Source organism: Pedobacter sp. L105 (genome assembly GCF_009765875.1).
In the GTDB taxonomy this organism is placed as follows: Bacteria; Bacteroidota; Bacteroidia; order Sphingobacteriales; family Sphingobacteriaceae; genus Pedobacter.
The window spans coordinates 65615-85964 of sequence record NZ_LMUP01000010.1 but is presented as its reverse complement, the minus strand read 5'-3'; the positions used below and the strand labels follow the sequence as shown (position 1 = coordinate 85964).

The 20350-nt window shown below is 41.0% G+C and carries 21 protein-coding genes; 13 read left to right on the top strand and 8 right to left on the bottom strand.

The features are described from left to right. The first annotated feature begins 75 nt into the window (after positions 1–75). The 4 genes from GSQ84_RS21730 (at position 76) to GSQ84_RS21715 (ending at position 5327) form a co-directional block, all read left to right on the top strand. Complete coding sequence (locus GSQ84_RS21730) at positions 76–1224, top strand: lipopolysaccharide assembly protein LapB (RefSeq protein WP_158799479.1); 1149 nt, start codon at positions 76–78, stop codon at positions 1222–1224. A 231-nt stretch (positions 1225–1455) separates the two neighbouring features. Further along, a complete protein-coding gene (locus tag GSQ84_RS21725) occupies positions 1456–2670 on the top strand; it encodes a TCR/Tet family MFS transporter (protein ID WP_158799478.1) in 1215 nt (404 codons plus the stop codon). A 57-nt stretch (positions 2671–2727) separates the two neighbouring features. Continuing rightward, on the top strand, positions 2728–4884 hold the full coding sequence (locus GSQ84_RS21720; RefSeq protein ID WP_158799477.1) for an FUSC family membrane protein: 2157 nt from the start codon (positions 2728–2730) through the stop codon (positions 4882–4884). Positions 4885–4916: 32 nt separating this feature from the next. After that, complete coding sequence (locus tag GSQ84_RS21715; RefSeq protein ID WP_158799476.1) at positions 4917–5327, top strand: organic hydroperoxide resistance protein; 411 nt, start codon at positions 4917–4919, stop codon at positions 5325–5327. A gap of 110 nt (positions 5328–5437) precedes the next feature. On the opposite strand, the gene mgtE is transcribed toward GSQ84_RS21715, so the two are convergent. From mgtE to GSQ84_RS21700, 3 genes are read right to left on the bottom strand one after another with little or no spacing between them, the layout of a single operon-like run. Then, on the bottom strand, positions 5438–6787 hold the full coding sequence (gene mgtE / locus GSQ84_RS21710) for a magnesium transporter (RefSeq protein ID WP_158799475.1): 1350 nt from the start codon (positions 6785–6787) through the stop codon (positions 5438–5440). Positions 6788–6830: 43 nt separating this feature from the next. After that, on the bottom strand, positions 6831–7949 hold the full coding sequence (gene corA / locus GSQ84_RS21705; protein ID WP_158799474.1) for a magnesium/cobalt transporter CorA: 1119 nt from the start codon (positions 7947–7949) through the stop codon (positions 6831–6833). Between the two features lie 3 nt (positions 7950–7952). Then, complete coding sequence (locus GSQ84_RS21700; protein WP_158799473.1) at positions 7953–8564, bottom strand: WbqC family protein; 612 nt, start codon at positions 8562–8564, stop codon at positions 7953–7955. Between the two features lie 104 nt (positions 8565–8668). Here GSQ84_RS21700 and GSQ84_RS21695 point away from each other — a divergent pair, with 104 nt between their 5' ends. Beyond that, the gene (locus tag GSQ84_RS21695) at positions 8669–9694 is read left to right on the top strand and encodes a glycosyltransferase family 2 protein (RefSeq protein WP_158799472.1); all 1026 of its coding nucleotides are present in this window, start codon (positions 8669–8671) and stop codon (positions 9692–9694) included. Here the strand turns inward: GSQ84_RS21695 and aroQ are convergent. Continuing rightward, positions 9669–10088 (bottom strand): type II 3-dehydroquinate dehydratase, encoded by a 420-nt coding sequence (gene aroQ / locus GSQ84_RS21690; protein WP_158799471.1) that lies wholly within the window; start codon positions 10086–10088, stop codon positions 9669–9671. The genes GSQ84_RS21695 and aroQ overlap by 26 nt on opposite strands. 44 nt (positions 10089–10132) lie before the next feature. On the opposite strand from aroQ, the gene xerD reads away from it, so the two are divergent. After that, on the top strand, positions 10133–11032 hold the full coding sequence (gene xerD, locus GSQ84_RS21685) for a site-specific tyrosine recombinase XerD (RefSeq protein ID WP_158799470.1): 900 nt from the start codon (positions 10133–10135) through the stop codon (positions 11030–11032). 359 nt (positions 11033–11391) lie between these two features. On the opposite strand, the gene prmC is transcribed toward xerD, so the two are convergent. Continuing rightward, a complete protein-coding gene (gene prmC, locus GSQ84_RS21680; RefSeq protein WP_158799469.1) occupies positions 11392–12240 on the bottom strand; it encodes a peptide chain release factor N(5)-glutamine methyltransferase in 849 nt (282 codons plus the stop codon). A gap of 82 nt (positions 12241–12322) precedes the next feature. On the opposite strand from prmC, the gene ribD reads away from it, so the two are divergent. From ribD to GSQ84_RS21655, 5 genes are read left to right on the top strand one after another with little or no spacing between them, the layout of a single operon-like run. Beyond that, a complete protein-coding gene (gene ribD, locus GSQ84_RS21675) occupies positions 12323–13378 on the top strand; it encodes a bifunctional diaminohydroxyphosphoribosylaminopyrimidine deaminase/5-amino-6-(5-phosphoribosylamino)uracil reductase RibD (protein WP_158799468.1) in 1056 nt (351 codons plus the stop codon). Then, positions 13375–14238 carry a DMT family transporter gene (locus tag GSQ84_RS21670; protein WP_158799467.1) on the top strand — a complete coding sequence of 288 codons (864 nt, stop codon included), beginning with the start codon at positions 13375–13377 and terminating at the stop codon, positions 14236–14238. Before ribD ends, GSQ84_RS21670 begins: the two co-directional genes overlap by 4 nt. Next, positions 14228–14842, top strand: coding sequence for a YigZ family protein (locus GSQ84_RS21665; protein WP_158799466.1), 615 nt, complete (start codon positions 14228–14230; stop codon positions 14840–14842). The genes GSQ84_RS21670 and GSQ84_RS21665 overlap by 11 nt, the downstream gene beginning before the upstream one ends. Positions 14843–14863: 21 nt before the next feature. Further along, complete coding sequence (locus GSQ84_RS21660; protein ID WP_158799465.1) at positions 14864–15742, top strand: nucleoside phosphorylase; 879 nt, start codon at positions 14864–14866, stop codon at positions 15740–15742. A 33-nt stretch (positions 15743–15775) separates the two neighbouring features. Next, positions 15776–17005 (top strand): multidrug effflux MFS transporter, encoded by a 1230-nt coding sequence (locus GSQ84_RS21655; RefSeq protein WP_158799464.1) that lies wholly within the window; start codon positions 15776–15778, stop codon positions 17003–17005. Positions 17006–17073: 68 nt separating this feature from the next. Here the strand turns inward: GSQ84_RS21655 and GSQ84_RS21650 are convergent, their stop codons facing one another. Then, on the bottom strand, positions 17074–17904 hold the full coding sequence (locus GSQ84_RS21650) for a mechanosensitive ion channel family protein (protein WP_158799463.1): 831 nt from the start codon (positions 17902–17904) through the stop codon (positions 17074–17076). A 114-nt stretch (positions 17905–18018) separates the two neighbouring features. Here GSQ84_RS21650 and GSQ84_RS21645 point away from each other — a divergent pair, with 114 nt between their 5' ends. Then, positions 18019–18339, top strand: coding sequence for a hypothetical protein (locus GSQ84_RS21645; protein WP_158799462.1), 321 nt, complete (start codon positions 18019–18021; stop codon positions 18337–18339). A 71-nt stretch (positions 18340–18410) separates the two neighbouring features. Here GSQ84_RS21645 and GSQ84_RS21640 read toward each other — a convergent pair whose 3' ends face one another. Then, positions 18411–18806, bottom strand: a complete 396-nt coding sequence (locus tag GSQ84_RS21640) for a hypothetical protein (RefSeq protein ID WP_158799461.1) — start codon at positions 18804–18806, stop codon at positions 18411–18413. A gap of 14 nt (positions 18807–18820) precedes the next feature. After that, complete coding sequence (locus GSQ84_RS21635; protein ID WP_158799460.1) at positions 18821–19666, bottom strand: RNA polymerase sigma factor RpoD/SigA; 846 nt, start codon at positions 19664–19666, stop codon at positions 18821–18823. Positions 19667–19882: 216 nt separating this feature from the next. Between GSQ84_RS21635 and GSQ84_RS21630 the strand changes: the two genes are divergently transcribed. Then, positions 19883–20344 carry an Lrp/AsnC family transcriptional regulator gene (locus tag GSQ84_RS21630; protein ID WP_158799459.1) on the top strand — a complete coding sequence of 154 codons (462 nt, stop codon included), beginning with the start codon at positions 19883–19885 and terminating at the stop codon, positions 20342–20344. The last annotated feature ends 6 nt before the right edge of the window (positions 20345–20350 follow it).

Below are 20350 nucleotides of genomic sequence, written 5' to 3'. Positions count from 1 at the left end.
TGACTGATATTAAAAGAGGGATAAATTTTATCCCTCTTTTTTTTTGTATAAATTTGTAGCTAAGCCCATATGTATATGATTGATAAAAGACGGTTATTTTCTCTTGCTTTTTTTATAATAGTTACCGCTCAGTCGGCATTCTCCCAGAAAACACAATTGCTGATCGCAAAAAATAGTGTAGGGAAATTACAGGCAGCAATTGCAAATAAGAAAGACCGGAAAACACAGTTGGCGATACTAGGGGATGGGGTTAAGGCTGTTGAAGCAGCCGCTAAAGATTCTAAAAGTAGAAAATGGCAGGAAACATGGGCCATTAAGTCTTATTTAAGTTCATATATCGCTATACTGGACAGTAATAAAGACAACAGTAGTAAATATTACGACCTGACTTTACTGGCTATCGATACGGCTAAAAGATTTAATGATTACCAGGATAACGCAGGTTTAGTAGCTGCAGCAAACTATAATGTAAACATTATTAAACAAGCCCGCGGAAATGAAGCTTACCGTAAACAGGACTTTGGCGTAGCTTTCAAATACCTGAGAGAAGTGAGTGATTTCTTCCCTAAAGACACTGCACTTGCTGTAAATGCAGGCTTATGTGCCGAAGCAATGCACAAAGATGATGATGTATTTACGTATTTTAAAAGAGCTAAAGATAACGGAATAAGAAATCCTGCTGTTTTCCAGCGACTGGCCAACATCTATAAAGATAAACCAGATGTAGACAAGGCCATCAAAACCTTACAGGAAGGTCTTGCATTCAACCCATATAAAGAAACGCTGAACAATGATTATATCAATATCCTATTGGATAATGAAAAATATACTGAAGCTAATCAGGTTATTGAAAGCACATTAAATGTAAATACAAGAAGTAAATTGCTGTATTATCTATATGGTTATTTACAACAAAAGAATGCGAACATGCCAACGGCTGAAATTGCTTACAATAAGGCATTGGATGCAGATCACAATTATTTCGATGCGTTGTTTCAATTGGGATTGGTTTATATCAACCTTGGTGATACACAATTAAATCCTGCGGCTAAAGACATCCCTAAATTCGCTTCTTATATCAACCGTGCTGAAGTAATTCTTTTGCAGGCACATAACGTAAACACCAAAGATAAAGCAACCATTAATCTGCTGATTGAAATCTACACCCGCAAAAGCAGGTTTGACAGGGTTCAGGAACTTAAAGCTCAACTGGATGAGTTTTAAACCTCTCAAATCAATTATCTTTTAAATATTTAATGATTAAATAACAGCTGTTGATCAGGAATAGGCGCTATATCAATAATACGTACTTAACATAATATTAATTATAGTAATAACTGATATGGGTGAAATAGAGCAGATTTACAGTTAAAACTCAGTCTACCGTGAGTTAACAAATCAATTCCTGTTAGGTTCTCTTAGAAATAAACCTAAATTTACAAAATAAATTACCATATGGCCTCTCAAAAGAAATCTGCAGTTGGATTTATTTTCATCACATTACTCATAGATTTTACCGGATTTGGAATTATTATTCCAGTACTGCCAAAACTGATTGAAGAACTGACTGGTGGCGGGTTAAGCGTTGCCGCTATTTACGGTGGCTGGCTCACTATTTCTTATTCAGTGATGCAGTTTATTGGTGCACCGATATTAGGCGGCCTGAGCGACAGGTTTGGTCGCCGCCCTGTGTTATTAGGATCACTGTTCGGCTTAGGGATCGATTATATATTTTTAGCCTTTGCACCAACCATCGCCTGGTTGTTCTTAGGACGTATCATTGCCGGAATTACCGGTGCCAGCTTCACAACGGCAATGGCCTATATTGCAGATGTCAGCGAACCCGAAAAAAGAGCGCAGAATTTTGGTATGGTTGGCGCCGCATTTGGTATCGGATTTATCGTGGGCCCGGTAGTTGGCGGTTTATTCAGCCAGTTTGGTTTAAGAATCCCATTTTTAATCTCTGCCGGATTGGCTTTAATTAACTGGTTATATGGATATTTCATTCTTCCTGAGTCACTTGCAGCGGAAAACCGTCGTGCTTTCGACTGGAAACGGGCTAATCCGGTAGGGTCCCTCCTGCACATCAAAAAATATCCTGCCCTTGCAGGACTGCTGGCAGCGCTTTTTCTGCTCTATATATCAGGTCACGCCGTACAATCGAGCTGGACTTATTATACCATGGAGAAGTTCCACTGGAATGAGGCCTGGGTAGGTTATTCATTAGGTTTTGTTGGGATTGTTGTTGGTGTAGTCCAGGGAGGATTAATCAGGGTGATCATCCCAAAAATCGGACAGGTAAACGCGGTATATTACGGATTGGTTTTATATATCATTGGCTTTGTACTTTTTGCCTTTGCTACCCAGGGCTGGATGATGTTTGCTTTTATGCTCCCTTACGGTTTGGCAGGTATATTCGGGCCAGCGATGCAGGGTATCATCTCCAATAGTGTTGAAGCAAACGGACAAGGTGAAATTCAGGGTGTTACAGCCGGGTTAATGAGTGCGGCCGCCATTATAGGGCCTCTGGTCATGACCAACCTCTTTGCTTATTTTACCAACCCTAAACATGCGGTTTATTTTCCGGGCGCACCTTTTATTCTCGCGGCTTTTTTAACGGTGATCGGGCTTTTTATTTGTTCGGCCTCACTGAAGAAATATCACTCTTGAGTGTGTTTAGGCCTAATTCGGTAAGATTTTTGATCTGTTATAACTATTAAATGTACTATGAGTAACCGTCAAATCAGAACCATACAGGATTTTTTACTGAGCACCTATTTTGCTGATGGGCTTCGTATAACTTTTGGTGTCCTTATTCCTTCTCTGGTATTGGCGCAGTTTAACCTGCTGAAGTTTGGAATTACCCTTTCTCTTGGTGCCTTATGTGCGAGCATGGTGGATACGCCCGGCCCGATTGTCCACCGCAGAAATGCCTTGCTGGTAACTACGGTGCTGATTACCTTTTTCTCTATTGGAGTTGGCATAACCAATACCAATCCTTATTTTATCGCTGTTCTATTGGTGATATGCAGCTTTTTGTTTTCCATGTTTTCGTTGTATGGCACTCGTGCAGCCTCTATAGGCACGGCTGTTTTACTGGTCATGATCCTGAGTATTGATGACGTGAGACCCTGGAAAGACGTACTGAATTATGCTTTGTTAATTTTTGCCGGAAGTTTATGGTATACCTTTTTGAGTTATTCATTTTATCGCTTAAGGCCTTACCGGCTGGTTCAGCAAACGCTGAGTGAATCGATACATGAAGTCAGCGAATTTTTGCGGTCAAAGGCTAAATTCTATCATCAAAATACCAATTATGATAAAAACTATGCTGAGCTGCTCCAGCTTCAGGTATTGGTGCATGAAAAACAGGATGCCGTAAGGGATCTTCTTTTTAAAACAAGGGAAATTGTAAGGGAATCTACACCCGAAGGCAGATTTCTGATGGTGGTTTTTCTGGATATGGTAGATCTTTACGAGCAGGTTATGTCTACCTATTATAATTATGAAAGATTGCATGAACAGTTTGATGCGACAGGGATTCTGGGCAGTTACGAGCATGTCATTAACAGAATAGCCCTCGAACTCGATGAAATTGCCTTTGCCCTTAAAACGGGTGGTACCCCTCTCCCGCCGGTTGTGCTGATTGATGAGGTGAGACGTCTGAAAGAAAAGATCATCACCCTGGAAACAGAGAATAAAGATGGAAAATACAATACCTTAGGTCTCGTTGCCTTAAAAAATATTGAAGTTAACATTGAAAACATCCTCACCAGGGTTAAAACCATCAACAGTTATTTCAATAAAAAGGAAAAGAAAAATTTAAAGGGAATTGGATTGGATACGGAACGTTTCGTCACCAGAAACCCTATTGATATTAAACTCTTTTATGATAACCTTACCTTCAGCTCTTCTACATTCAGACACGGCGTAAGGGTTTCTACGATTATGCTAATCGGCTTTTTAGTGGCCAGGTATATGGATTCTTCCCATAGCTACTGGATCTTACTGACTATACTGGTGATCTCCAAACCGGGTTTCAGTTTGACCAAAGAACGAAATTACCAGCGCCTGGTGGGTACGATAGCGGGTGCCCTGGCAGGTATGGCTATACTCACTTACGTTCATGACAAACACTCCCTGTTTATTATCCTGCTGATCTGCATGATCGCAGCATATAGTTTTCAGCGTAAAAACTACGTGGTCAGCGTATTGTTCATGACCCCTTATATTCTGGTATTATATGATTTCCTGGGTCTGGGAAGTTTATCCGTTGCCAGGGAAAGGATCTATGATACCTTAATAGGCTCAGGAATTGCGGTATTGGGCAGTTATACGATATTTCCAAACTGGGAGCACCAGAATTTAAAAGAGGCAATGCAAAATACTTTATTAGCCAATCTGGCTTATTATGAACAGGTAACCCAGCTGTATTTTAGCAAAGAACAAAACACAACTAATTATAAAGTTGCCAGAAAAGAGGTATATGTAACCTCGGCCAATCTGGCCTCTATCTTTCAGCGGATGTTTTCTGAGCCAAAAAGCAAACAAAAGATGATGACAGAGATGCACCAGTTTACGGCGCTCAACCATCTTTTATCGTCTTATATCGCCACACTTTCCTTATACAGTACAGAACATGCTTATCAGCTATCACGTCCTGATGAATTGAAACCAGTAGTGAACAATACCACTTATTTATTAAACCTTTCTGCGGAATATCTCCTTAAATACAATGGTGAGGAAAGTAATGTCCCCCTGATTAAAAGTACCGGTGACGCCCAAAAAATCAATCAGGATGAAATGGTGGTTATTGAACAGTTCGACCTGATCCAGAAAGTAGCTTACGATATATTTAAACTGTCGGAAAAGATCAGGTTATAAAACTTAAAGCTGGTCTGGCTTGTTGTATTGACATGGAAAAGTTATATACAGCTGCAGTAACAGCTACAGGAGGCCGCGACGGTCATATTAAATCAAGCGATGGTCAATTAGATTTTGAAGTAAAAGCACCTAAAGAAATGGGTGGCCAGGGTGGCGCAACAAACCCCGAGCAGTTGTTCGCAGCGGCATGGGGACCTTGTTATCTGGGCGCTCTGGGATCGGTTGCTAAAAGTGCCGGTGTAGATGTATCTGAAGCTACAGTAAATGTTCAGGTATCTTTTAATAAGGATGGTAATGCCTATGTATTGTCAGCTGATCTGGATGTTCATATTCCGGGTATCAGTCATGATGAAGCACAATCACTAGCCAACAAAGCACATTTAGCTTGTCCTTATTCTAAAGCAACAAGGGGCAATATTGAAACTCGCATTACAGCGATTTAATATTTATAAAAGTGAAAAAAGCCGCTTTCTTAACAGAGAGCGGCTTTTTTTTGATCCTTTCTTACCGGTCTAACATCCATCGTAAAGGTTCAGCATAAGTAAATTATTTCTTATAATAAGAGCTTACTGGCCAATCCCAACAGCAGTAAAAACCCAAATACATCCGTAAAAGTGGTGATGATAATCGAAGAGGCAATTGCCGGATCAATTCCTACACGTTTTAAGATCAATGGTATCCCTGCTCCTGTTATCCCTGCAATTAGCAGGTTTCCTGTCATCGCCAGAAAGATCACTAATCCCAACAACGGATTATGGTCAAACACAATGGCGAATACAAATACGATCAATCCTGTTACAGCCCCATTGATCAATCCTACGGTAATCTCTTTGATCACTGCACGGTAAGCCTGGTTATCAGTTAAATCGTAAAGGGAAATCCTTCTTACGGTTACGGCCAGTGCCTGCGTAGCAGCATTACCACCCATTCCTGCAATGATCGTCATATAAGCAGAAAGCACTGCAATTTTAGCGATGGTGGGTTCGAACATCCTTACCACGGCCGAAGCCAGAAAGGCTGTTCCCAGGTTGATCACTAACCAGGGTAAGCGAGATTTTACCGCCTCTATCCAGTTACCGCTCAGTTCCTCATCTTCAGATACCCCTGATATTTTTAAGATATCCTCTGTATTTTCATCCTGTAGTACGTCGATAACATCATCAAAAGTTACCCTGCCCAGCAGTTTCATCTGTTTGTCCAGTACCGGGATACTGGTAATATTATATTGAGAGATCAGCCTGGCTACTTCTTCCTGATCCGTATCCGGGCTTACCCAGGCCACATCAGTTTTAACCAGCTCGGTGATCTGTACATTACCTTTAGCTTTAATAATATCTTTCAGGGATACAATACCCTGGAAAACATTGCGCTCATCTACTACGAAGATCGTGTAGAACTCTTCAATCTCTTCGCTCTGCCTGATGATCTCATCAATGGCATCTTTTTTTGTCAGGTGCAGGTGGATACGGATGAACTCCGTATTCATCAGTCCCCCGGCAGTATCTTCATGATAACTTAGCAGGTTCCTGATACTCGACGCATCATCTTCATTCAGGTCGCCCAGGATCTCCTTCTGTTCATGCTCCTCTAACTGGGAAATGATGTCTGTAGCATCATCGTAATCCAGTTCTTCAACAATCTCGGTACGTTTATCCGGATGAAGCTGTAATAGAAGTTCTTCCGGGTGTGCCTCTTCATGCATTTCAGAGATAATCTCCGAAGCCATTTCTACAGGAAGCAGGTTAATGATCCGCTGACGGTCTTCCTTGGTCAGGCTCTCAAAGAGTATCGCAATCTCAGACGCGTGGTATTCATTCAATATCACAGTCAGTTGTTCATCACTGCTGCTTAATCCGGATTTTATTCTGGATACGTCGGTTTTATTTAATTCATAAGATTGCACGGGTCTAAGGTAGGCATATTTTCCATTTCTAATGGCTCAGCCTCTATTTAAACCAGCCTTTTCTCCAAAAATAGATGACCTCAAATGCGGCAATGATGACCATGATGACCATCGCGATGATATACCCATGCGGAGCGTATAATTCCGGCATATTATCAGGCATCACTTTATTGGTAACCGGGTCCTGCCTGGCAAAATTCATCCCATAAATCCCGGCAATAAAAGTGAGCGGAATAAAGATCGATGACATGATAGTCAGTACTTTCATGATCTCGTTCATCCGGTTACTGATAATGGACAGGTACATATCTATATTGCTGGCAGAGATCTCTTTCAGCGATTCAATAATATCTATAATTTGTATACAGTGATCGTAAGTATCCCTCACGTACATTTTTGTCTGATCAGTGATCAGTTTGCTGTCACTGCGCAGCATATCGTTCAGTTTGTCCCGCTCCGGCCAGGCTACCCTTCTCATGGCGATCAGGTTTCTTTTTACCAGCTGCGTATCAAACATAATCGATTTATCGGGATGCTCAAACAAACGGTCTTCTATCTGATCAAGGTCTTCTCCCCATGCCCCAAGGATTTCAAAATAGGTATCTACAATGATATCCATTAATGCATACATAATATAACTGCTGCCCCCTGTTCTGATACTCCCCTTTCCAACTTCCAGCCGCTGCCTTACCGGGTTCATACAGTCAGAATTTTTATCCTGGAGGGAGAAAACTGCATTGTCCATCAGGATAAAAGATACCTGCTCATTATCCAGGTTCTTATCGTTATCTACCAGCATCATTCTGCTGGTGGCGTATACATAATGGTCGTACTCCTCAAGTTTCGGCCGCTGATAGGTATGGGTAATATCTTCCAATACCAGTTTATTGATCTTCAGATCAGTACCTAAGGTTTCAAATAACTCAACGGAATTAAAACCCTTAATATCGATCCAAAAAGTGAAATTCTTATCAGTAATCAGCTGCGAAACGGAAGACAGCGATTCCAGCTGCTGCACGTTATAGGTATCTGCATTGTACTTGTAAACCGTAATCACAGGTTTAACCGAATTTTTATCGATATAAACTTGTCCGGGACTTGAACCTGTTTCAGGTAAAATGTAACGTTGTCTTTTTTTTCTGGAATGATTTCTTGAGCTCATATATTATAGACAGTTCTTTGCCTGTGGTCCCTGATTGAATAACAAATCTACGATACTCATGTTTGGCAAAAAACCATTTCTATCTTCAAATACCTGGTAATAGGGTTTTGCTGGTGCTAAAAACTCAGGATCTTTAAAATGAAGTTTAGAACGGTAGTCCTTTTCAAAGGGAACATCATCCATGTATTCAGTCGTAAATTGCAGTTCAGGAGCTTTTTTTAGCTGTTTAAAAATCCATTGCAGAAGTTCCAGGTTATAATCAAACAGAAATTCAAATTTCTTATGGTAAAATGGGGCGAGCTCATCTTCATAAAATTCAAAATAGGCAGAATTTCTGTAACAGCTTTCCAGGCTTAGCCAGTGCAGACGCTGCCATTTAAAATCATAACTGATCCTGACATCTTTCATTCTGGTATGGTATTTTGACCCCTTAATTACTGGCAGAAACAAGTCCAATGGACCGTTTGGAGAATGAACCGTAGCGCGGTTACGGTAAGTCTGTTTAGGGAAATGTTCCTCCTTCTCCAGGACAAATTCAAAATGATTTGCCTGTAAGGCAGAAAAATAACTTACTGGTGGAAGATAAAAAATAGGAAATATAGCAAGATTGTGCATTGGTTAATTTATGTTTGCATTTTTAATCCGGCAAAATAATGATAATAAAAGGCTTTCTCCTAGTATTACGTGATTTTTATAGATGATAAACCTCAATTAACCTCATGTCTGTACCTAATGTAGCTGTTGTTATTTTAAACTGGAACGGTAAAGAATTATTGTCGCGTTTCTTACCGAGCATCGTTCGTTCCAGATATCCCAATCTGCAGTTAATTGTAGGTGATAATGCCTCATCCGATGATTCTGTAGATTTTATACGCAGCAACTTTCCAATGGTAAGCGTTTTGGTGAACGATCAGAATTATGGTTTCGCCGAAGGATACAACAGAATATTGCAACAGGTGGATGCAGATTATTATATCCTTTTAAATTCTGATGTTGAAGTTCCTGAAAACTGGATTGAACCGGTGATACAGGTGATGGAAACCAACGAGAGGATCGCTGCCGCACAACCCAAAATCAAATGGCAGAAAGATAAATCCAAATTTGAGTACGCAGGTGCTGCCGGTGGTTTTATGGATAGCAATGCCTTTCCCTTTTGCAGGGGAAGAATATTTGATCATTTAGAAACCGACAACGGGCAGTATGATGATGCCAAAGAGATCTTCTGGGCTGGTGGGGCTGCTTTTTTTATCAAAAGAAAACAATGGGAAGAAACAGGCGGACTGGATCCTGATCTGTTTGCGCACATGGAAGAGATTGATCTTTGCTGGCGTTTAAAAAATCTGGGTTATCAGATCGCTTACTGCCCTGGTGCCGAAGTGTACCATGTAGGAGGTGCAACACTGGATGCGGAAAACCCCTATAAAGTATTTTTAAACTTCCGGAACAACCTGATCATCATGCAGAAGAACCTTCCTGCTGGTGAAGCAGCATGGAAGATTGCCATGAGGATGACAATAGATTTCATCGCCCTGCTGCAATTCGTGTTAAAAGGTAAATTCAAATTCGCACGTGCCGTGAATAAGGCGCATTACCAGTTCGTGAAAAGCAGAAAAAGAACAGCTGCTAAAAGAGGTAAAACGCAGATACCTTATGCCAAACTCACCGGAGTTTATCCTTCCAGTGTAGTCTGGGCATACTTTATCAAGGGGATCAAAAATTTTAGCCAGCTAAAAAACTTTCAATAGCCAGGCGGTATCCGTCCATTCCAAATCCGGTTAATACGCCTTTACAGTTTTTACCGGTCAGGGACACATGACGGAACTCTTCGCGTGCATAGATATTGGAAACATGTACTTCTACCACAGGTGTTTTGATCGCTGCAATCGCATCAGCGATGGCTACGGAAGTATGCGTATAACCTCCCCCGTTTAAAATGATACCATCATAGGAAAATCCTACTTCATGTAATTTATTGATTAGCTCGCCTTCTACATTACTTTGGTAGTATTCCAGTTCCAGGATCGAAAAAGTATCTTTTAATCCTATAAAATATTCTTCAAAAGTCTGACTGCCGTATATTCCCGGCTCACGTGTACCCAATAGATTTAAATTCGGTCCGTTAATAATTTGTATCTTCATCCATCCAAACTTAGCCTTAAAAACTAACAATTAAAATTTTTTGTGTGATTAATTACCCCTGGCATAAAGCCTTTAAAACCTATTTGAAACTGGAACGCGGACTGTCTGAAAATTCGGTGGAGGCCTACTTAAATGATGTAGCGAAATTGTTTCAGTATTACGAAGTTATAGGTAAGGAATTGAACTTCAAAGAGCTAAAAGAAAGTGACTTATATAATTTTATGATTTGGTTGAGTGAGCTGGGCATGCTGGCCAATACCCAGGCCAGGGTGATCTCCGGATTAAAATCTTTTTTTAATTTCCTGATCATTGAAGACCTCATTAACCTCGACCCATCAGTACAGCTGGAATCTCCAAAGTTAAGCCGTAAACTTCCTGATGTGCTTACTGTTCCGGAAATAGAGGCTTTAATAGCTGCCATCGACCTCTCTAAACCTGAAGGTATGCGGAACAAGGCGATCATAGAAGTTTTATATGGCTGTGGCCTGCGCGTAACAGAACTAGTTACCTTAAAGATCTCAGATCTCAATACTGCACAGGAATATATTAAAGTAACCGGTAAAGGAAATAAAGAAAGGATCATCCCTATCGGGGAAACTGCCTTGCAGTATATTGATATTTACCTGAACGAGGTTAGGGTACATCTTTCCATAAAAAAAGGAAATGAAGATTTTGTTTTCCTGAACAGGCTGGGCACCAGTTTATCAAGGATCTCTGTATTTACCATTATCAAAGGTCTTGCCGATCAGATCGGCTTAAAGAAGAGTATCAGTCCCCATACTTTCAGACACTCTTTTGCTACCCACCTGATTGAAGGCGGTGCCGATCTGCGCGCCGTGCAGGAAATGCTGGGGCATTCCAGCATTACCACCACAGAATTGTATACCCACCTTGATAAGGATTATTTAAAAGGGATTGTTACACAGTATCATCCAAGGACATAATATAGAATTTACCGCTGTTTTTTGTGTTAGGAATCGTTTTTTACTGCTGCGAGTTGATGATAATCGCGTTGATATACCACTATTCTGTAGACTTCAGGCTGATTTAAATATTACAGCATCTTGCGGTCTTTACCCTGGAACGGCAACTGGGGTGTGTCTGGTTTTTCTCGTGCCAGACGGGGTTCTACACTGCTGGTATGATTTAAATAACGAAGTAAATCATACTGTTCTTTCCCTGCATATCTTGGGGACGACAACCGCTTCTGTCTGGTTTTTCCAGTGTCAGGTAGCGTATTCTGTAACTGATGAGTTGATCGTTACTGTATTTATACTACCCAATTTCAAGACTTCAGAATGATTTAGATATTACAGCAAATCATGCGGTCTTTACCCTGCATATCTTTTCTTAAGCTAATGTTTTTAAAGCCCTTATCCTTTAACATTTCAACTGTTTCTATACCCAAATACTCATTGATTTCAAAAAATAATCTTCCTTGCGGTTGCAGTTGCCGAAGTGCAAAATCTGCTATAGCTTTATAAAATATCAATGGGTTATCATCACTCACAAACAAAGCCAAATGAGGTTCATGATCCAGTACATTCTGGTGCATCTCCTGGCGCTCCTGTTCAGTAATATAAGGAGGATTGGAAACGATTAGATTATACTTCACATTGCTTTGATAACTTAAGATATCAGCAGGGATAAAGTTAACCGGTGTTTCATTTAGTGCTGCATTTTCGCTGGCCACGGCAATAGCAGCAGCAGAAACGTCAAGCGCACTGACCTGAGCATTAGACAAGTTTTTCTTAAGCGTTATGGCGATACAGCCGCTTCCAGTTCCAATGTCAAGCACATATGTTTCATCAAGTTTTTCTGCAGCTACGGTCTCTAAGATCCAGGCTACCAGCTCCTCCGTCTCCGGACGAGGTATCAGTACAGCAGGGTTTACCTTAAATTTTAACCCATAAAACCAGGTTTCCTGAAGAACATATTGCAGCGGCTTCCCATCTTTTAGTTCATTTAACAGCTTACGATAGCTAAGTAACTGGTCATCATCGGGGATTTCATTATTATGAATGAGCAGCTGCGTACGGTTCCAGTCAAAAATAGAAGTTACAGCAAGATAAAATAATTGCCTCGCTTCTTCCTGATCATAAAAAACAGCCAGTTCACTGATAAAGTATTGTTCTAATTGCTTAAAATCCATGGAATGCAAAAGTAAGTAATAAAGTTGCATCTGTATGTTTGAAATATTTCAATAGCTCACAAATTGAAAGTACTTTTGTCGCATGAGCGATGAGTTGTACATGAAGCGGTGTCTCGAGCTGGCAGAAATGGGTAATGGTCAGGTGAGTCCGAATCCGCTGGTAGGCTGTGTAATCGTTAGTGAAGGAAAAATTATCGGTGAAGGATTCCACCAGCAGTACGGAAAGGCACATGCAGAAGTCAATGCAGTGAATGCGGTATTGGCCAGCTATGGACAGGCAGCAGCAGAATTGTTAAAAAAAGCTACTGCTTACGTTAGCCTGGAGCCCTGTGCACATTTTGGGAAAACACCTCCCTGCGCCGATCTGCTGATCCGTCATCAGGTGAAAAAAGTAGTGATCGGAAACCGCGATCCCTTTCCTGATGTAAATGGAAAAGGGATGGAAAAACTACTTAACGCCGGTATTGAAGTTGTTGTTGGGGTGTTGGAAAAAGAATGTTATTACGTTAACCGTCGCTTTTTTACCAGGATAAACCAGCAGCGCCCCTATATCATATTAAAATGGGCGCGTACGGCAAATGGTTACTTCGCTCCAAAAAATACAGTACAGCAATGGATCAGTGGCCCACTGGCCAAAAAGCTGGTTCATAAATGGAGAACAGAAGAAGATGCAATTGTTATCGGTAAAAAAACTGCTATTGCTGATAACCCCGAGCTGACTGCTAGAGAGTGGACGGGTAAAAATCCGGTGCGGGTGGTGATCGACCGAAACCTGGAAATCCCGTCCAGTCACCATATATATAATGACCAGGCCAAAACAGTAATCCTGAATGAGCATAAAACGGATGTTGAAGGTAATATCCATTTCATTTCTATGGAAGACATGTTATATTATCTTCCGCAAAAAGTTGCTTACCAATTGTACCTGATGGATATACAGTCCGTTATCGTAGAAGGCGGGGCCGATATCCTGAACCAGTTTATCGCTTCCGGTCTGTGGGATGAAGCCAGGGTATTCAACTCTTCAGAAAGCTGGGATACCGGTATTTTCTCTCCGCAGATCAATGGCAGGATTACCGCGGTAACTAAAGTCGACCAGGATCAGTTAACCATTTATGAAAATGTCTTAAAAAAATGATATATATATTATTAAGCATCAGCTGCAGTGTTATTGTAGCGATCTTACTTAAACTGGCAAAACGCTATAAAATTAATGTGCTGCAGGCTGTGATGTGGAATTACCTGGCCGCCATTGTGCTCTCCTATTTTTTCTTTAAACCAGATCTACATGTATTTAAAGCTGTTCCGTCGCCACTGCTGATTGGTTTAGGCGTATTATTACCTGTACTTTTTATGCTGCTGGCTGCTTCAGTAAGGAATATTGGAATCGTTAAAACAGATATTGCCCAGCGTCTTTCCCTGTTTATTCCTATTCTTGCAGCTTTTTACCTCTTTGGCGAAAATTTTACCAACTTAAAAATCGCAGGCCTGATCGTTGGTTTTATCGCTATATTTTTAACATTGATCAAAAAATCTGCGGTCAGGAACGATCGCCTTAGCTATGTCTACCCTATTATCGTATTCGTTGGTTTTGGTATAATTGACGTGATGTTCAAACAGATAGCCTTAAACACCTCTATTCCTTATACCAGTTCCCTGCTGATCGTTTTTTGTATCTCTTTTGTAGTTGCCCTGCTGATATTAGCCTACACCGCACTCGTCAAAAAACAAAAAGTAGAACTGGTAAACTTTGTGTGCGGACTGGTACTGGGCTGTTTCAATTTTGGAAATATCTTATTTTATATGAAGGCACACCGTGCGATGGCCGCACATCCTTCAACAGTATTTGCAGCCATGAACATGGGCGTGATCCTGGTTGGCAGCATCATTGGTATTCTCATATTTAAAGAAAAGGTAACTAAACTGAATTATGTAGGGATAGCCATGGCGCTTTCAGCTATCTTACTGATTACCCTATCACAAATATATGCTGTTTGATGATACCTATAAAACGATAGATCATCCTGCTGAAGGTGTCTTTAAAGATAAAGGAAGTAAGTTTATCGCTTTTGCTTATCCGATCATTAATGAATCGGAGGTAAAACCCATCCTGCTTAAACTCAGGGCGGAACATACCAAAGCAAATCACTTTTGTTATGCCTATCGCCTAAGTCCTGATAAAGGGGTTTACCGTGTTAATGACGACGGAGAGCCCTCTGGTACTGCCGGAAGGCCGATATTAAATGTGTTGTTGTCCGCAGGATTGACCAATATACTGATCGTGGTAGTCCGGTACTTTGGAGGAACATTATTGGGAGTTCCAGGATTGATCAATGCCTATAAATCGGCTGCCGCTGAAGCTGTTGAAACGGCAGCTGTAGTAGAAAAAACGGTTAAGGACTTATATGAGATCACCTTTGATTACCTGGTCATGAACGATGTAATGCGGCTGATCAAAGAAGAACAGCTGAATATTATTACACAGCATTTTGATAATGATTGCAGTATTACATTTGAGGTGAGGAAATCTCATCTGAACAGAGTCCTGGAAAGGATTGAAAAACAAAGTGCCATCACCTTAAAATACGTTGGTACGATTTAATTACCCGGTTATAAAAAGATTATGATGCAAAAATTGTCTGAAGCAGATTTGATCATCAATCCCGACGGAAGCATTTACCATTTAAACCTGCTTCCTGAAGATATTGCTGATACCGTCATTACCGTTGGTGATCCCGACAGGGTTTCGGCTATAACGAAATATTTCGACCGTATTGAAATTAAAAAGGGAAAACGGGAGTTTTTAACCCATACCGGATATATAGGCAGCAAAAGAATTACTGTTGTTTCTACCGGTATTGGCACGGATAACATAGATATCGTATTGAATGAGCTGGATGCACTGGTAAATATCGACTTCAATACGCGTCTGGTAAAAACTCAGTTGACGTCGCTCAACATCATCAGAATTGGAACTTCTGGTGCTGTACAGGCAGATTTGCCTATGGGCACTATCCTGGCTTCCTCCTACGGGTTAGGACTGGATGCCCTGATGAATTTTTATGTGCAGGACGTACCAGATAAGGAAAACCAGCTTTTTGCTCAATTAAAAGCACATTTTATAGAACTTCCCGCCATTCGTCCCTATCTGACTGCTGCCGATCCTGGATTATTAAATACTATCGGCAAAGATTTTGAACAAGGAATTACGGCTACCGCGCCGGGCTTTTATGCCCCACAAGGCAGACAAGTAAGGGCACAAAATGCGGTACCCAACCTCGTTCAGCTCCTTAATAGTTTTAGCTTTGCTGAACACAGGATCACTAACCTGGAAATGGAAACTGCGGGGATTTATGCGCTGGCTAAAATTTTAGGCCATAAAGCATTGTCTGTTAACGCTATCCTGGCAAGCAGGGTAAATAATCAGTTTAGCCCGGAACCTAATCTGATCGTAGAAAAAGCCATCAAACTTGTTTTAGAAAGAATTACTACCTCAACATAAAAATTTCTCACCCTATCTAGCCGCCCCTTACCCATGACTAAACGCAAACACTTTTTCCTGATACTTCTTTTAGGCTCGCTCACTGCCCTGGGTCCTTTCTCTATCGATATGTACCTGCCGGGATTTCCAGCCATAGCAAAAGACCTGCATACTACCGTAGCTAAAGTTTCACTTTCGCTATCGGGATTTTTTATTGGTATTTCTATCGGCCAGCTGTTATATGGCCCGTTACTGGATCGTTTCGGCAGGAAAAAACCATTATACATCGGCCTTATACTTTATATTATCGCTTCCATTGGCTGCGCCTATGCTACTGATATCAATACACTTATATTTCTGAGATGTGTTCAGGCCATCGGCAGTTGTGCAGCGGCAGTAGCTTCTATTGCAATGGTAAGGGATTTGTTTCCTGTCAGCGAAAATGCCAAGGTATTTGCCTTACTGATGCTGGTTGTTGGCGCTTCGCCGATGATTGCACCTACGGTGGGTGGTTATGTAACCACAGCTTTTGGATGGCATTCCGTATTTTATGTATTGATGCTGCTGGGGATCATCAACCTTGTTGCCAGTATTTTTGGACTGGAAGACAAATACGAGCCCGATCTGACGATCTCGTTGAAGCCAAAGCCCATCCTGATAAATTTTATGACGGTTGTAAAAGAACCACAGTTTTATACTTATGCCATTACCGGTGGTGTTGCCTTTTCCGGGCTGTTTGCTTACGTTGCAGGCTCTCCTTTGCTGTTCATGGATATCTTTGCCGTAAAGGAAGAAACCTATGGCTGGATCTTCGCCTTTTTATCAATCGGTTTGATTGGTTCGAGCCAGCTAAATACCCTGATGCTTAAAAGATACAGCAGTGAGCAGGTGATCTTTGCGGCGCTCACGTGCCAGTCTATTACAGGGGTAATCTTTCTGGCTGGCAGTTTTAACGGCTGGTTTGGCCTGCCGGCTACCATTTTCCTTTTATTTATTTTCCTCAGTTGTCTGGGTTTCTCCAGTCCGAATACTTCGGCCTTGTCTATGGCTCCGTTTACAAAAAACGCAGGCAGTGCATCTGCTTTGATGGGTGCTGTACAAATGGGTTTAGGAACACTGGCTTCTGTTGGGGTAAGTTTATTTGATACACGCTCTTCACTGCCCATGGTTGCTATCATGGCTTCAACCTCACTGATCGCCCTGGCTGTGCTGTATTTTGGCAGGAAAAACATTAAACATCAAATTAATGCAGATCCCGAACAGGCAGGCGGATCATTTCATTAACCTGTTTTAGAAAGTGCAGAAGGAAAATTTTAGAAAGCGTAGCCGGAAAAGTCGACCTCGATTTTTCCCTAGCTTTCCTTGGCAGACATCCCCGGAAGCGGAAGACCGGCTTCTTTCATGTCGCGCATCAGGTTTTCCTGGAACTTCAATCGCGCGTCGTTAAAGCCGTGGGAATTTAGCCAAACGTTGATCAGTACCGTGTATCCCCCTTCTTCCAACAAAGTAACGCCAACGCGATGTTCAGGCGTCTTCAGAATATCCTTTGAGTCTTCTATAGTTTTATTGATGATCTCCAGCAATTGATCATACTCAATGCCATAGTTGAACTTCATCGTGATGTCCAGCCTGCGGCTGCCTTTGGTGCTCACGTTGATGATAATTTCATTGGATAACTTTCCATTGGGCACTACGACCAGCCTGTTATCAAAAGTGGTAATTGTGGTATAAAAGATCTCAATAATGGTTACCGTACCTTCCTGCCCCTGCGCAACGATATTGTCGCCTACCACAAAGGGTTTTAAGATCAGGATCAGTATTCCACTGGCAAAGTTTTGTAAGGTTCCTGATAGGGCTAAACCAGCTGCTACACCAAAAGCACCAACCAGTGTGACAAATATTGTCATTTGGATACCAATAAACTGCATTACGGTAAATATCAGTAATAGCCTTAAACCATTTACAGACAAGCTGATAAAAAAAGGCTTCAAAGAAGGATCAATCGATTTTTGATGTAATCCCGTAGTTAACCACTTAGCAAATAGCCTGATCAGCCACATGCCTATTAAAAGAATGATAATTCCTATAATGATATTAGGGCCTTTGGCAATTACCCAGTCGAAGGCTTTATCATAAAACTGTAGGGTATGGTCTGCGCTTGCTTCTACGGTAGTTGTTTTCATAATACTTATAATTCGATAATAACGTTATTTAAATTAAAAAGTTTATCAATTTCATAAAACCCCAAACAAAAAACCAGCCAATCTGTTCATTTCAGATATAATCAGGAGGATCACATGTTCAATAAACTCACCCATAACCTTACCGTTTTAGCGGCAAAAAAGCTGCTGGAAACCAATAAAAACGAAAACCTGAGTACTGCCAAATGCGTGTTATCAATGGCTGCCGGCGCTTACATCTTTCAACGGGGACTAAAAAATATACATAGTCACCCTTTAATCTTTTTACAGGAAACTTTTCTTGGTGCTTTTTTAATCTATGACGGCATCAGCAATATCAAAAGTATCCACCCCAAAAAACCGACCGATATTTCACAGGTACGAAGAAACCAGATTCAGGGCAATGATCCTGATAGTTTAACCCCTGCCTTTGTATAAGAACGGATTACAGGCAGATTTGCTTAAAAAAGATCTGCCTGTAAATTTACCATCTAATTGAATCCTTCCCCTCAGCCAACCAGCTCACTCAGTTTTTCATAAAATAGCGCAAGACTTTCGAGTTCTGAGCGCAACTGGCTACTATGTTTATACACGTACAGGTCACGTTCACTCATCACACTAACCTCGGGCAATTCCCTCATGAGCTCCATCAAAGTGATCATCATATCATAAACCAGGAAAAGGTGAAACCTTAAATAGTGATAGGAATGGTTGCCAAATATCAGCACATCCTTTGAGGCAGATGTTTTTACACGTCTAAATTCATCAGCGATATAATTCTCATCTTTTAATTCTTTTAGCGGTCCTTCCAGGTGTTCCAGACGCTGAACTAACTTAACCAGGTTCTCCAGCTGATTAAAGCTTTCAGCAAAATAATTATAGGGCATAATTTTAATTTTTAACATTTTAACAAGTGATTTTAAACCTGATTTACAGGCATGTTTTTTTTAATTTTTTTAATTCCTCCATCCTTCAGCTGCCTCACCCTTTCCCTGCTGATATTGAATAAACGGGCTATATCTTCCAGCGATAGTGCTTCCCTGCCGGCCAGTCCATAATATAGCTGCAGGACTTCCGCTTCCCGTTTGGTTAGCAGTCTTAGCAAAACACTAACTTCATGCGCTTTAGCTTCCAGGTTCAATTGGTTATCCGGCTGATAATAAGAATCTGTCAGCACGTCCAGCAGCGTATTCCCTACTTCAGTATCGAGGACCATATGCAGGGATGTACTTTTTCTGGCTAGCTGGAGATGATTCAGGATCTTATATTCATTCATGCTGGTTGCTTCGGCTATTTCAGCGGTAGTAGGGAACCTTTCCAGTTGCTGTTCCAAAACCAATACCGCTTTATTGATCAGCGTAATCGAATTGATCATATTTAGCGGCAGCCGCACTATCCTTGTTTGCTCGGAAATAGCCAGCATGATAGACTGCCTGATCCACCAGACAGCAAAAGAAATAAACTTAAACCCTTTTGTCTCATCAAATTTGGTGGCTGCCTTGATCAGGCCCAGGTTCCCTTCATTAATCAGATCGCCCAGGCTTAAACCGCGGTGCTGGTATTTTTTGGCGACCGAAACCACAAACCTTAAATTGGTACGCACCAGCAGGTCCAATGCCGCCTGGTCACCCGCTTTGATGAGCCGTGTGAGTTGAACTTCTTCCTTTACCGTAAGCAGGGGAATCTTGTTAATTTCTGCGAAATAGCGATGCAGGGATTCCATATCCCAATCCGTTATCGTCTGATCAATTTTAATGTCCTTCATAACCTCAAATAATGCCTCAAAGTTGGCGTACATAATCTTAAAAGAAAACGGAAGGGTTCAGAACCGGATAAATACCTTTATTTAACTTAAATATTAAATTTAATTCATATACAGAATATACTTAGCTGTAAAAAGTGAAATTAATTAGGTTTTAATAATTTATTATTTATTAGTTTTACCGCTAATAACTATTTCTAACCGACCAGATATAAATTAATGCTACACGCACTTGACCGAACAGACAAATCTATCCTTAGAATCCTGCAGCAGGATTCATCTACTCCACATAAACAGATTGCATCGAAACTCAACAAATCAACGTCAACCATCAGCACACGTATCAAATGGCTAAATGAAAACGGATATATTTCGGCGAATAAAGCAACGCTGAACCGCAAAAAGCTAAACCTTGAAGTGCTTGGCTTTATTCATTTGAGATTGGACAACAACTCTGCACCAACTATTGAAGCGTTTAAACATAGCCTGAATCAGATCAAAGGTGTATATGGGTGTATCAATATGGTGGGCGACTACCATTTTAAAGTAAAAGTAGCCACGAGAGACACTACTTCTTTTTCGGATATTCATAAAATCATTGCCGGCCTGGCCCATGTAAAAGAATCCGTTAATTACATTGAACTGGAAGAAGTAATCCCAGATAAAGGATACTATTTCTAACACCAA